A 12465-nucleotide genomic window follows, 5' to 3' on the forward strand; every position below is an offset into this window, starting at 1 on the left:
TAAAAAGAATGAGGACACTAGATGACTAGGTCCTCATTTTGCTATCTAGAACAATAAAAACCATTCTATTAGTAGGTATTTTAGAAGCTATCTAACTCCAACCTACAATACCAAGGCACTCTCGACATCATGAAAAACCATACCCTAAAAAACATTGTGGTCCTCATCTCGGGTAACGGAAGTAACCTGCAAGCTATCTTGGAAGCTTGCGAAGACAGCATGCCAAACGCACGAGTGGCAGCCGTGTTCTCTAACAAAGCCGATGCTTTTGGTTTAGAACGTGCAAAAAAGTTTGATGTAGACGGTCACTTTGTCGACCCTAAAGCATTCGACTCGCGTGAAAGCTTTGATGCAGAGCTAATGAGTCAAATCGATGAATACCAACCAGACGTGATTATTCTGGCGGGCTACATGCGTATTCTGAGCAGCGAGTTTGTTTCTCATTACATGGGTAAGATGATCAATATCCACCCTTCTCTTCTACCAAAATATCCTGGGCTACACACACACCAGAGAGCAATAGATGCTGGCGACAAAGAACATGGTACGAGTGTGCACTTTGTAACTGAAGAGCTTGATGGTGGCCCTGTCATACTGCAAGCAAAAGTTCCGGTCTTCGAAGACGATGATGCTAGTGTACTTGCAGCGCGTGTTCAGGCTCAGGAACACCGAATCTACCCTATGGTGGCGAAGTGGTTAGTAGATGAGCGCTTAATCATGAAGGATGGTAAAGCCTATTTAGATGGCGCAGAGCTTGGCACACACGGCTACGCCTCCGATGAGTCGTCCTGAATACCAAACTCCAAACACAAAAGAGCAGCCTGAGAGCTGCCTTTTGTTATTTTGAAACATATAAACTTGATTCAAGAAAGCCGTAGTGAGACTAGAAACCTAAAACCCAACATTCTAAAAAATCCCATAACCACTTGAGTAACACGACACTCGGAAAGTAGATTCTGAATCTGGTTCGTTCCTCACCGTTCAGAATGACGTGGTGTTTTATGAGAAATTTCTATCAGTTACGTCTTTCCGGCAAGCCTTAGCGAGACTAGGAGGCTAGAAAGTATGAGAGTTCACCAGTATCCGCATTCGGTTAAAAACGTATAAAAATAAAGCTCGCGATTAAGCGAGCTTTACGAGTTGTTCCGAATTAACCGCTATTCTAACGGCTCAGTTGGCGCCTGATTGCCCGGTTTCGCCGCTGCAAACGGCACATTCACCAGTTCAGAGGCATTGTTTTTCACTAGTTCACCTAGGTGAAACAAGCCGTACTCGCCAGGTTTCATCCGCTGCCAAGCTTCGTTACCCGTTAAAGGTTGAGTCGCGATCACAGAAACAATGTCATGTGGCGTTGTTTCTTCTTGGAAGTTAATTTCCACATCTTCATCAAGCAAAGCGGCTTTACCAAACGGTGCGCGTCTCGTGATCCAATACAAGTGATTGGTGCAATACGTCATTACATACTCACCATCACTCAGAAGCATGTTAAATACACCCTTCTCTCTTAGCTCATCACAACATTTAGCAACATATAAGAATACCGATTCCATATCCTTTGGCGGCTCAGGATATCGATCTTCCATTTGCTTCAGTAACCAACAAAAGGCCAGTTCGCTATCTGTCTCGCCGACAGGTCGGTGTCGACCCGTATGTAAGTCTTGATAGCCTGAGAGCTGACCGTTGTGCGCAAACGTCCAATACCTACCCCATAACTCACGTGTAAAGGGATGAGTATTTTCTAAATTAACACCACCACGATTCGCCTGTCGGATATGACTAACGACAGCACGACTCTTGATAGGATAATTTTGCACTAACTCTGCAATTTGCGACTCACAACTTGGCTTGGGATCTTTGAAAGTTCGAAAACCTTTCCCTTCGTAGAAGGTAATTCCCCATCCGTCACGGTGTGGGCCAGTTCGACCTCCACGCTGCATGAGCCCGGTAAAACTGAAACAAATATCCGTCGGAACATTAGCGCTCATACCGAGCAATTCACACATGATTTAAAAAACTCCCTAACAACACAGCTCGAAAAGGTGGCTGTGAAACGACTATTCCATCTCTTTTTCAATCAACTGAATGATGATATGAATAATCTTAATATGAATTTCCTGAATACGGTCCGCATAACCAAAGTGTGGCACGCGGATTTCAATATCGGCAAGCCCTGCCATTTTGCCGCCATCTTTGCCTGTTAGCGCAATCGTCTTCATGCCTTTCGCTTGCGCCGCTTCAATCGCTTTCAGGATGTTACCTGAGTTACCTGAAGTCGACAGACCAAACAGTACGTCACCTTTTCGGCCAACCGCTTCTACATAACGGGAAAACACGAAGTCATAACCAAAGTCATTACTCACGCAAGAAAGGTGGCTTGGATCTGAAATAGCAATACCAGCATAGCCAGGACGGTTTTCTCGGTAACGGCCTGTTAACTCTTCGGCAAAGTGCATCGAATCACAGTGAGAACCACCGTTACCACATGACAGTACTTTACCATCTTGCTTGAATGAGTCAGCAATCATTTTCGCCGCTGCTTCGATTTGCGCAATGTTATGGTCATCGCTTAAAAATTTGTTGAGCACTTCAGCAGCTTCGTTTAATTCACTTCTAATCAGATCATGGTACATAAGACGTTCTCTTTATTATTTCGGCTTCAGTCAGTCCTAGATTCACTGAGCAAATTGTTCTGATACCAATTTGGTATCGGACATTTCATAAACCTGAACTCGGGTTTGATTACTCTGAGTTTACCCACAAACGAGAATTAGTGTCGATAGTGAACCAACAGATTTAGATTGGTGATGGTAATAAACTTGTCAACTTGCTCATGAAACCATCACTCAAATCGCAACTTTAGAACTTTAACTCTACTTAGATCACTTTTTATCCAATCTTATGTTTTACATTTCCTTAATATTTTGATTACACTTAAACCAACTGGTTAGACCTCTTACCTAACATACAGACGTACAACACTTATAAAGTCTGAAAAGGAAAATACATATGGACATCTTGCTCTCAATCATCACGATGACGGTCGTGCTAGGCATTACGCTCTACCACCGCATGTCTCTCGTGAAATCTATTAGTTTACTCACAGCAGCTATGTTAGCGCTCACAGTAATAGGCGCGGTTGGCGTTACTGGTTGGGCTATTTACGTTCTTGCTGCCGCTGTATTCGCGGTTCCTGGCGTACGTCAGTCTTTGATAAGCCGCAAAGCATTAGCGCTTTTCAAGAAAGTGCTGCCAGCTATGTCTCAAACCGAAAAAGAAGCGTTAGACGCAGGTACCGTCTGGTGGGAAGCCGAGCTATTTAAAGGCAAACCAGAGTGGCAAAAGCTTCACGCAATTCAAGCACCTAAATTAAGTGCAGAAGAACAAGCCTTTTTAGACGGTCCAGTGAATGAAGTGTGTGCCATGGTGAGCGATTTCCAAGTGACTCACGAACTCGCGGACTTACCGCCAGAAGTATGGCAATACCTGAAAGATCACAAATTCTTTGCCATGATCATTAAGAAAAAGTACGGTGGTCTTGAGTTCTCAGCATACGCGCAATCACTAGTACTACAAAAACTAACGGGTGTTTCTGGCGTTCTATCGTCTACCGTTGGTGTTCCTAACTCTTTGGGTCCTGGTGAGCTACTGCAACACTACGGTACTGAAGATCAGAAAAACCATTACTTACCGCGCCTAGCTGAAGGTAAGGAAATCCCTTGTTTCGCCCTAACAAGTCCAGAAGCGGGCTCTGACGCTGGATCTATTCCAGATTACGGTGTGGTCTGTAAAGGCGAATGGGAAGGAAAAGAAGTACTGGGTATGCGCCTGACTTGGAACAAGCGCTACATCACCCTAGCGCCAGTCGCAACGGTACTAGGCTTAGCATTTAAACTTCGCGATCCTGAAGGTTTGCTAGGCGACAAAGAAGATCTTGGCATCACTTGTGCGCTTATCCCAACTGATGTCAAAGGTGTTGAGATTGGTAACCGACACTTCCCGCTCAATGTACCATTCCAAAATGGTCCAACGCGCGGTAAAGACATCTTTGTTCCTATCGATTTCATTATCGGTGGTGAAAAAATGGCGGGCCAAGGTTGGCGTATGCTGGTTGAGTGTTTGTCGGTTGGACGTGGTATCACACTACCTTCAAACTCAACAGGTGGTATCAAAACTGCCGCAATGGCCACAGGTGCTTACTCACGCATTCGTCGCCAGTTCAAACAGCCAATCGGTCACATGGAAGGCGTAGAAGAGCCATTGGCACGTCTAGGTGGTAACGCCTACGTAATGGACGCGGCAAGCAACTTAACCGTGGCAGGTATCGACCTAGGTGAAAAGCCTTCGGTTATCTCAGCTATCGTGAAGTACCACTGTACGCACCGTGGACAACAAAGCATCATCGACGCAATGGACATCGTAGGCGGTAAAGGGATCTGTATGGGACCTTCGAACTTCCTAGCGCGTGGTTACCAAGGTGCGCCAATCGCGGTAACGGTTGAGGGTGCAAACATCCTAACTCGTTCAATGATCATCTTTGGTCAAGGTGCGATTCGCTGTCACCCTTACGTTCTTGAAGAAATGGACGCAGCGTACTCTGATGCCAGTGACTCTGTAGAGAAGTTTGATAAAGCGCTTGCTGGTCACGTGAGCTTTACAATGAGTAACCTCGTGCGCAGTATCTGGTTTGGTTTAAGTGACGGTCTGGGTTCTTCATCACCAACCAAAGATGCGACAAAACGTTACTACCAACAATTGAACCGTTACAGTGCAAACCTTGCTCTGCTATCGGATATCTCAATGGCAGTGCTAGGTGGCTCTTTGAAGCGTAAAGAGCGTCTATCAGCGCGTCTTGGTGACATTCTAAGCCAGCTATATTTGAGCTCTGCGACGTTGAAACGTTTTGAGCAAGATGGCCGCCCAGTCGAAGATTTACCATTAGTACACTGGGGTCTACAAGACAGTTTGAAACAAGCGGAAGTGGCGGTAGACGAATTCTTAGCAAACTTCCCGAACAAAGTGATTGGTCGTGCACTGCGCGTGTTAATCATGCCATTCGGTCGTGTACGCAAAGCGCCAAGTGATAAGCTAGACAGCAAAGTGGCGCGCATTCTACAAACGCCAAGTGCAACGCGTTCACGCATTGGTCGAGGTCAGTACCTAGAGCCAACAGAACACAACGCAGCAGGTAAGATTGAGCTTGCGCTGTCAGTCATTCTTCAAGCAGAGCCAGTGTTCGACAAAGTATGTAAAGCGCAAGGCAAACGTCGTCCATTCCTACGTTTGGATATGATTGCTCAAGAAGGGCTAGAGCAAGGCTTTATCACGCAAGAAGAAGCCGACCTACTAAGAGAAGCTGAACAGCATCGTCTGGATACAATCAACGTTGACGACTTCGAGCCGGAATTGCTCGCCGCAAAGCCGCTATACCCTCAGATGGATAGCGTTGCCTAACTCTCTAATCTGAAACCATAAAACGGGAGTGACAACTCCCGTTTTTTATTGCTACCAGAATAGCGTTCATAACACCTCACACCACGAAGAACCTCTGCGCAAGCGCAATAAAATCCACGCACTCCGACCCTTCCCCCGATTTCCAGTGATAACTAACTCACAGACGTTCCAAGCAAGCGGTGTATACTTTTAAGTAACTCACTCACATATATGGTAAATCCGTTGGCTAAAATATTATTCGCACAGTGGTTCCCTGGGCTTGTTCAGCTTAAGCATTATCAAAAAGAATGGTTTGTTAACGACTTTAGAGCCGCCTTTTCTGTTGTCGCGGTTGCCCTGCCAGTTGCCATAGCTTATGCACAGCTAACCGGTGTATCTGCAATTGTCGGTCTGTACTCGTGTGTACTGCCAATGTTGGTATACGCCATGATGGGCACATCTCGACAACTCATTGTCGGACCTGATGCAGCAACCTGTGCAGTGATTGCCGCCGTTGTTACGCCGCTTGCCGCGGGTGATCCTACAAAACATTGGCAGTTAGTCATGACCATGACAGCGATGACTGGTATTTGGTGTGTACTGGCCAGTCGTTTCAAGTTAGGGGTGTTTGCAGACTTCCTTTCTCGCCCGATTCTTTTGGGTCTACTCAACGGTGTCGCTCTCACAATTATCGTTGGTCAGTTTGCCAAAGTGGTCGGTTTGAAATACGAACAACGTTATTTGCTGGAACGCTTATGGGAGGCTCCACAACGATTAACCGAGCTTCATTGGCCTACCGTAACTCTGAGTATCGTGACGGTTGTCGTTTATTTACTCACCAAACGCTACCGACCAACTTGGCCTGCTGCCATGCTGGCGATACTCGTGACTACAGCGTCAGTTTGGTTTTTCCATTTACAAGAGATGGGCGTATCCGTAGTTGGGCTCACTCAAGGTGGTTTCCCTCAGTTTCAAACGCCGGAGTTTGAGCTAGGTGAAGTTCGTGAGCTAGTGGTCCCGGCGCTCAACCTTGCGATTGTCAGCTTTGTTAGCATGATGCTCACCGCGCGCAGTTTCGCCGCTAAAAACGGTTATGATATTGATGCAAATAAAGAGTTTCAGGCGTTGGGCTTTGCCAACATTGCCTCAGCGTTTTCGCAAGGTTTCGCGATAAGCGGCGCTGACTCACGCACAGCGGTAAATGATGCCAATGGCGGTAAATCTCAATTAGTTTCGATTGTCGCCGCAATCACCATTGCCATTATTGCGGTATTTATTTATGAGCCTTTACAGTTTATTCCCATCGCATCACTTGGTGTCGTGTTGATCATCGCATCCTTGTCTCTGCTCGATCTCAAAGCCATTTGGAAATTAAAATCTCGTGACACAGATGCGTTCTATCTAGCAATCATCACTTTTATTTCTGTTTTGATCGTAGGCGTAATACCGGGGATCACTTTAGCGGTACTGCTAGGGCTGTTTCAATTTTTACGTATTGTCATGCGACCGAGTGATCAGCTACTTGGCTTGGATGAAAAAGGCACCATCCGGACCATCGACGACTCAGGAAAAGCTTCGCCTATTCCTGGAATGGTGATTTACCGCTTTAACTCGCCACTGACTTACTTCAACGCACCTTACTTTAAACGCCGAGTGTTAGAGCAAGTAGAACATCACAAAGACGCAAGTTGCGTTGTCATCGACGCCGTATCGAGCTTTACTCACTTAGATCTCAGTGTGATGGCAACACTGTCAGATATTCACAATACTTTAAAAAAGAGAGGCGTACGCTTAATCCTCGCAGGAAGGAAACGACGCTTACGTCAATGGTGTGAGCTTACTGGTATCAGCACCAGTGAAGGAGGTATCTTACTGCGAGCCGATATGTACCTTGCCATTAAACTTAGTGGCTGTTACATCAGTGCTGTGGGTGAGGGACAAATTCCTACTGTTCAAAAAGAGCCTGATTTAGAGCAGCCACCCAAACCAATTCCAGAAGTGGCTTAAATGGAAATTTAATATAGAAAACAGGAGATTAAACTCCTGTTTTCAAGTGCTTATCTTCACAGCTGAATACGTGTTACCCCTTCGGCTTAAACTTTTTTGTCATCCCTTGGCTTTTAGGAGCCACCAGCCTATAACCAAGCTTTTCGTAAAAGACCGGCTCATCAGCAATCATAGAAACGTAAGAGCCTTCAAGTGCAACAGAAGAAAGATAGCCGTCGGTGTATTCCATGACTTTTCTACCTAAACCGTTACCTTGATAATCAGAATCAACGGCAACGTCGACAATTTCGAAGTTACACGCCCCGTCACCAACAACCCGACCCATTGCAATGAGCTTTCCCTCATCCCGAACAGATACACCATATAACGAATTGGGTAGACCAATTTCAGCAGCTTTCAACGATTTGGGTGATAGCCCGGCTTTGACGCGCATATCACAGTATTCTTTCGGGCTTGGCACGTGTTCTTCATATCTTATTGTCATTATGTACTACTCCTTTGTATCACCTTGGAGCTTACATAACCAAACTGTATAAATAACCAGTTAAAATTGGAAAGATGTTCCCATTAAGCACACAAAGTGTCGGGTCTGGAAAAGAAGCCACCGACAACTCTGACGCCATAATAGATATAAGTCGCTCTGAATCTAGACATTCCTTTTTCTAAACATGTTTCTCTCAGCAACATATCCGCATGCTTTCGAGCACTTTGAGGCAACACCTCTTCCCTCATGAGTTGGTAAAGAGCATCATGCACTAAAGAAGCTTTCATAATGTTTTTTGTGTCTAATGCTGGCCCACTCGCTCCATCCCAAGCATAGCCCTTTTTAATCGTTAACATGCCTTGTTTGGACAAACTAAGAAAAGGGCTGTCATACGCCTGACTCACTGAAATGCGAGTCTCAATCTTTTCTTCAGAATGGAGAGTGTATTTGTACTTCTGACGCTTTTTGTATTTCATAACCTAACCGCCTAACTAACTTGAGTGGGAGGAACGGGGATAACTCTCAAATTAGAGTTTCTCAGAGAGTTTTTTCAAGTAGGACTTAGCAAGATCATGGTTATCTCTGCTCAACCACTTAATGCAATCAAAGAGTTCCCAAATCAGGCCTTGATCACCACTGGTATAAACTGGGAAATCTTCATGCTTTGGCGCAGGTTCATCAGTAACCATGCCAGCAATCACATCAGCTTTATCAAATAAAACCTGAAATGGCTTAGAAAGTTTGAAAGGCTCACAGAGATCTAAACAATGAATCTCTGCACTGGTTAGGTCATTAAAAATGTATTTTTTGAAGCACGTATTTTCGTTGTGCTCTCCCTCAAGTCGATAAAAAATGTCTTTATTAGCTTCAAACTGGGTAAAGCAAGGCTCTGAGGCTTTATGGAAGTTGTTTTGAGTAAAGACAACAACATCAGCGTCCGAAATACGGTCACCTTTTCCTGATGACAATGAACCAAGCAATACCGCAGCAACAACGTCTTTTTCAGAATAAAAGGCATCATAAGCAGACTCAACCAAGGCCTTTTGTCGTGGTAGATGTTCTAGTTCTAACGCTCCAATTGTCATAACTCACTCCGTCGATACGCACTAAAATCAAGTCGAAACGTAAAGAGTATCATGCGAGCTTTATTATGATTAATCAACGTTAAATCATGGTGTTACTTTAAAATAAAATGATTAATGACCATGAGAAACATCAAATTCTGTCTCAAACTTAAACTGAAAAAAAACGGAGCCGATTGGCTCCGTTTCTAGGTTTATGTGTTACTACTATTTCTTTGGCACTTCTAACTGCATCTCTGGCATGGCATCGCGCTTCGCTTTAATTTTGCGCCAGACTATCCATGCAATGATCACAATCAGCAGCATTATCACGTTACCCACCGCGATAATAATCATGCTGCGCTTACGCTCAGCCTCCCGCTCAGCAATAATTTGCTTTTCCATTTCAATACGGCGCTGCTCGGCTAATTCAGCTTCTTTTGCAATTCGAGCGGCTTCTAGATCAACTTCATCAACAACACTGAAGGTTTGCTCTGGAATAGGAAACACTAGTGGACGTTGCGTCGCTAAATCAGTGGCAAAGATCTCGCCGCGCCATGCGTACTTACCAAGCTCAGCGTCGTTATTGAGATTCAGCGTGGTTCTCATTCCATCTTTAGAAACCTGGCCTTGGCTGTAGCTAACAAAGCCATCGGGTGCATCTTGTTCCACCGTGACTGCGATTGAGCCTGGCGCGATCATACCTTGCTCACCACTCACCACCAATTGGTGTGGTTTGTCAGGATTGCGCGCCTGAATAAAAGTACGAGAAATTGGGTTCGGATAAACCAAGATGACTTGCTCTTGCGCTCGTAAGAATACGCCATTACCAGAGGTGATTCGCGCACGGTACTTACCGGGCTCAACGTCTATTGGTAGTTGGACAGTGAACACACCATCCCCTGCTTTTTCATCCAAGCCGCGGCCATCATCAGCAAACTCACCCACAACCATCGGCACTGGACGTGCTTCTTTGATCAACTCATCTTCATTTTCGACAAACTTGGTAAATGTCACGCGTAGATTCACGCGGTCAAGGAAGTCGCGCAGTACAAGAGGTTTGTCGTCGGAGGTTAGGCGAGCTGTAAACTTAAGCGCTTCCCCATTATATAGTCGGTTTGGGAACACATCCGTGCTGAGCTTTAAGTGAGAAATTAAGCGGATGTTATTTTTAGGAGTGACTTTCCCCACAGCCTGCCATGGGCCTGGCATAGGGTTGTCAACGGAGATAATATCGAGTGAGGCTTCTTGGTACCAACGTACATTGTCGTAGGCGTCCCAAGCATAGTACTTTTTACCGTCAGGGCGGACTAAAACAACTGGCTGAGAACTTTGCTCACGATAAACTAAAAAAGTGATCTGCTCGATGGTTGGATCCACTCGAAAGCGATTGTCTAACAAAGACATAGCAGATTCACTCGATGCACTCGAGAGACTACTCCATATCGCTAAAAACGCGACCAACAAAGCCCTCAGCATAGCTTCTCCTATTGATGCCAAATACAGTCGTTCACCAACTCTAATCTTTTTTGGTGAGCTTCTAGTTCATCGGCACTTGCGCGCAAAACCTTTAGCGCTTTTCTTCCTTCAATACGGCGAATTGTTTCTACCCCACCCTCTTGTTTATTCGCGTTAAACTCTAGACTCGTTTGACCACCCGTCATAAAGAGGTAAACGTCGGCTAGAATCTCCGCATCGAGCAAAGCTCCGTGGAGTGTACGGTGCGAGTTATCAATACCGTAACGTTCACATAAGATATCAAGGTTGTTTCGCTTACCTGGGAAGATTTTCTTCGCCATAGCAAGGGTGTCGGTCACCTTGCAGTAGTCGTCCGTTTTGCCGATGTTGGGATCGAGCATGCCAAACTCGTAATCCATAAAGCCGGTATCGAAGGGCGCGTTATGGGCAACAAGTTCTGCACCTTTAATAAACTCAAGAAACTCTTGGTGCACGCTCGCGTATTCCGGTTTATCAACCAAGAATTCATCCGTAATACCGTGAACTTCAACCGCTTCTGGTTGGATTTCACGATCGGGTTTTAAATAGACGTGGAAGTGACGACCAGTCAGCTTACGGTTGATGATCTCCACGGCACCGATTTCAATAATGCGGTGTCCCATGTAGTGAGGACCACCCTCGCGGTTCATACCTGTGGTTTCGGTATCGAGAACGACAATGCGGTTATATTCAGAATTGCTGCTGGTATTCATAAGGTTATGTATGTCAGACTATGCTTTATTAAATGTTTCGGCTAATAGTACCAAAAAATATGACCAAACACGTTGAGATTTTCACTGACGGTTCTTGTTTAGGTAACCCAGGACCAGGTGGTTACGGCATTGTATTGCGTTACAAAGACGTAGAAAAGACGCTTTCCAAAGGCTACACGCTAACCACCAACAACCGCATGGAAATGTTGGCGGCTGTCGTCGCGCTGCAGACGTTAAAACAACCTTGCAAAGTCACTTTAACGACTGACAGTCAATATGTGCGCCAAGGTATTACTCAGTGGATCCATAACTGGAAGAAGCGTGGCTGGAAAACAGCGGATAAAAAACCCGTGAAGAATGCCGATCTATGGCAAGCTCTAGACAAAGAAACCGCACGCCATCAAGTTGAATGGCACTGGGTAAAAGGCCACGCTGGTCATCGTGAGAATGAAATTTGTGATGAGCTAGCCCGTACCGCCGCAGAAAACCCAACCGAGGAAGATACTGGTTACCAACCCTCTTAACGAGATTCTTTCCTCATAGTATTACCCTCTCGATTCATCACCCCTAGTGGTGTGAGCTTTTTCTTCAAACGCCAATGCGGTTTGATAGGCTTGAGAGGGTATGTTCGTTTCCGTGCCACAATGTAATACAAACTCCCTGCAGGTGACGCCCAATCACCGAGACTGTTTTCCAACCATGTCCACATCGTACGGTAGCGCTTCATCGGAAACAGCGCGTAACGGTCGCAATGAATCACTTGATAATTAAGTAACCCTAACCAGTCGTTGATGCGGTTCGACGTAAACATTCGTCCACTCCAAGGCAAATTATGTTTACGCCATGGAAGCAAACTCGCTAATCCAGTCAAACTTAGTGGGTTAAATCCAGTGATTATCAAATAACCATCATCCATCATCACTCTATCGACTTCCCGTAGCAAACGGTGTGGATCGCTTGCATAGTCGAGCTGATGAGCGAGTATCACAACATCAAAGCTTTTTTCCAAAAAGGGCAATTCGTAACCATCTGCAATCACATTATGCAACGGGTTCTGGATATCTACGTTGACTTGGTGTTGAATGTTACAATTACAGCTGGTTAGCTCACAGCTCAACCCGCCCAGTTTGAGCATATGGTAGCCGAAGAGTTTCGGGCACCATTCATCAAGTCGGGTCTGGATTGACTCAAGCACCCACGGACCGTTGTTCATTGCTGACCAAGTCGACGGGTGTGGTATAGTTTTGTTGCTGAGTGCTGGTTTCATTAACCA

Annotated in this window: 12 protein-coding genes; 4 read left to right on the forward strand and 8 right to left on the reverse strand. The window is 45.5% G+C overall.

Going from position 1 to position 12465, the window contains the following annotated elements; translation table 11 throughout:
• The first annotated feature begins 129 nt into the window (after positions 1 to 129).
• Positions 130 to 792, forward strand: coding sequence for a phosphoribosylglycinamide formyltransferase (gene purN / locus NDJ01_RS06030; protein ID WP_145532719.1), 663 nt, complete (start codon positions 130 to 132; stop codon positions 790 to 792).
• Between the two features lie 365 nt (positions 793 to 1157).
• Here purN and NDJ01_RS06035 read toward each other — a convergent pair whose 3' ends face one another.
• Positions 1158 to 2003: a class II glutamine amidotransferase gene (locus tag NDJ01_RS06035; RefSeq protein ID WP_006741678.1), complete on the reverse strand. Its 846-nt coding sequence runs from the start codon at positions 2001 to 2003 to the stop codon at positions 1158 to 1160.
• Between the two features lie 51 nt (positions 2004 to 2054).
• Complete coding sequence (gene lpcA / locus NDJ01_RS06040; RefSeq protein WP_005380392.1) at positions 2055 to 2630, reverse strand: D-sedoheptulose 7-phosphate isomerase; 576 nt, start codon at positions 2628 to 2630, stop codon at positions 2055 to 2057.
• A 376-nt stretch (positions 2631 to 3006) separates the two neighbouring features.
• Between lpcA and fadE the strand changes: the two genes are divergently transcribed.
• On the forward strand, positions 3007 to 5451 hold the full coding sequence (fadE, locus tag NDJ01_RS06045) for an acyl-CoA dehydrogenase FadE (protein ID WP_258586435.1): 2445 nt from the start codon (positions 3007 to 3009) through the stop codon (positions 5449 to 5451).
• Between the two features lie 210 nt (positions 5452 to 5661).
• A complete protein-coding gene (locus tag NDJ01_RS06050; RefSeq protein ID WP_164666264.1) occupies positions 5662 to 7437 on the forward strand; it encodes a SulP family inorganic anion transporter in 1776 nt (591 codons plus the stop codon).
• 73 nt (positions 7438 to 7510) lie between these two features.
• Here NDJ01_RS06050 and NDJ01_RS06055 read toward each other — a convergent pair whose 3' ends face one another.
• The 5 genes from NDJ01_RS06055 to dnaQ all read right to left on the reverse strand — a co-directional run bounded on the left by NDJ01_RS06055 (position 7511) and on the right by dnaQ (position 11192).
• Entirely contained in the window at positions 7511 to 7921 is a 411-nt protein-coding gene (locus NDJ01_RS06055) for a GNAT family N-acetyltransferase (RefSeq protein WP_258586436.1), read from the reverse strand.
• Positions 7922 to 8004: 83 nt separating this feature from the next.
• Complete coding sequence (locus NDJ01_RS06060) at positions 8005 to 8397, reverse strand: DUF1353 domain-containing protein (RefSeq protein WP_065645518.1); 393 nt, start codon at positions 8395 to 8397, stop codon at positions 8005 to 8007.
• A gap of 51 nt (positions 8398 to 8448) precedes the next feature.
• Entirely contained in the window at positions 8449 to 9006 is a 558-nt protein-coding gene (locus tag NDJ01_RS06065) for a hypothetical protein (protein WP_065645517.1), read from the reverse strand.
• A 204-nt stretch (positions 9007 to 9210) separates the two neighbouring features.
• Positions 9211 to 10461: a TIGR03503 family protein gene (locus tag NDJ01_RS06070; protein WP_085344101.1), complete on the reverse strand. Its 1251-nt coding sequence runs from the start codon at positions 10459 to 10461 to the stop codon at positions 9211 to 9213.
• 8 nt (positions 10462 to 10469) lie between these two features.
• Entirely contained in the window at positions 10470 to 11192 is a 723-nt protein-coding gene (gene dnaQ, locus NDJ01_RS06075; protein WP_005380385.1) for a DNA polymerase III subunit epsilon, read from the reverse strand.
• A gap of 59 nt (positions 11193 to 11251) precedes the next feature.
• Here dnaQ and rnhA point away from each other — a divergent pair, with 59 nt between their 5' ends.
• Positions 11252 to 11716, forward strand: a complete 465-nt coding sequence (rnhA, locus tag NDJ01_RS06080; RefSeq protein ID WP_012841509.1) for a ribonuclease HI — start codon at positions 11252 to 11254, stop codon at positions 11714 to 11716.
• Here the strand turns inward: rnhA and NDJ01_RS06085 are convergent.
• Positions 11713 to 12459: a class I SAM-dependent methyltransferase gene (locus tag NDJ01_RS06085; RefSeq protein ID WP_012841508.1), complete on the reverse strand. Its 747-nt coding sequence runs from the start codon at positions 12457 to 12459 to the stop codon at positions 11713 to 11715. The two genes, rnhA and NDJ01_RS06085, sit on opposite strands and share 4 nt — an antisense overlap.
• Positions 12460 to 12465 lie beyond the last annotated feature (6 nt).

Origin of the sequence: Vibrio sp. HS-50-1, from assembly GCF_024747315.1 — a bacterium.
GTDB classification, from domain to species: domain Bacteria; phylum Pseudomonadota; class Gammaproteobacteria; order Enterobacterales; family Vibrionaceae; genus Vibrio; species Vibrio diabolicus.

Bases quoted from the DNA above. Each gene is read 5' to 3' on its own strand.
- dnaQ (WP_005380385.1), bottom strand. From the start codon at position 11,192: ATGAATACCAGCAGCAATTCTGAATATAACCGCATTGTCGTTCTCGAT.
- fadE (WP_258586435.1), top strand. From the start codon at position 3,007: ATGGACATCTTGCTCTCAATCATCACGATGACGGTCGTGCTAGGCATT.
- NDJ01_RS06085 (WP_012841508.1), bottom strand. From the start codon at position 12,459: ATGAAACCAGCACTCAGCAACAAAACTATACCACACCCGTCGACTTGG.
- NDJ01_RS06055 (WP_258586436.1), bottom strand. From the start codon at position 7,921: ATGACAATAAGATATGAAGAACACGTGCCAAGCCCGAAAGAATACTGT.
- rnhA (WP_012841509.1), top strand. From the start codon at position 11,252: ATGACCAAACACGTTGAGATTTTCACTGACGGTTCTTGTTTAGGTAAC.
- NDJ01_RS06065 (WP_065645517.1), bottom strand. From the start codon at position 9,006: ATGACAATTGGAGCGTTAGAACTAGAACATCTACCACGACAAAAGGCC.
- NDJ01_RS06060 (WP_065645518.1), bottom strand. From the start codon at position 8,397: ATGAAATACAAAAAGCGTCAGAAGTACAAATACACTCTCCATTCTGAA.
- NDJ01_RS06070 (WP_085344101.1), bottom strand. From the start codon at position 10,461: ATGCTGAGGGCTTTGTTGGTCGCGTTTTTAGCGATATGGAGTAGTCTC.
- NDJ01_RS06035 (WP_006741678.1), bottom strand. From the start codon at position 2,003: ATGTGTGAATTGCTCGGTATGAGCGCTAATGTTCCGACGGATATTTGT.
- lpcA (WP_005380392.1), bottom strand. From the start codon at position 2,630: ATGTACCATGATCTGATTAGAAGTGAATTAAACGAAGCTGCTGAAGTG.
- NDJ01_RS06050 (WP_164666264.1), top strand. From the start codon at position 5,662: ATGGTAAATCCGTTGGCTAAAATATTATTCGCACAGTGGTTCCCTGGG.
- purN (WP_145532719.1), top strand. From the start codon at position 130: ATGAAAAACCATACCCTAAAAAACATTGTGGTCCTCATCTCGGGTAAC.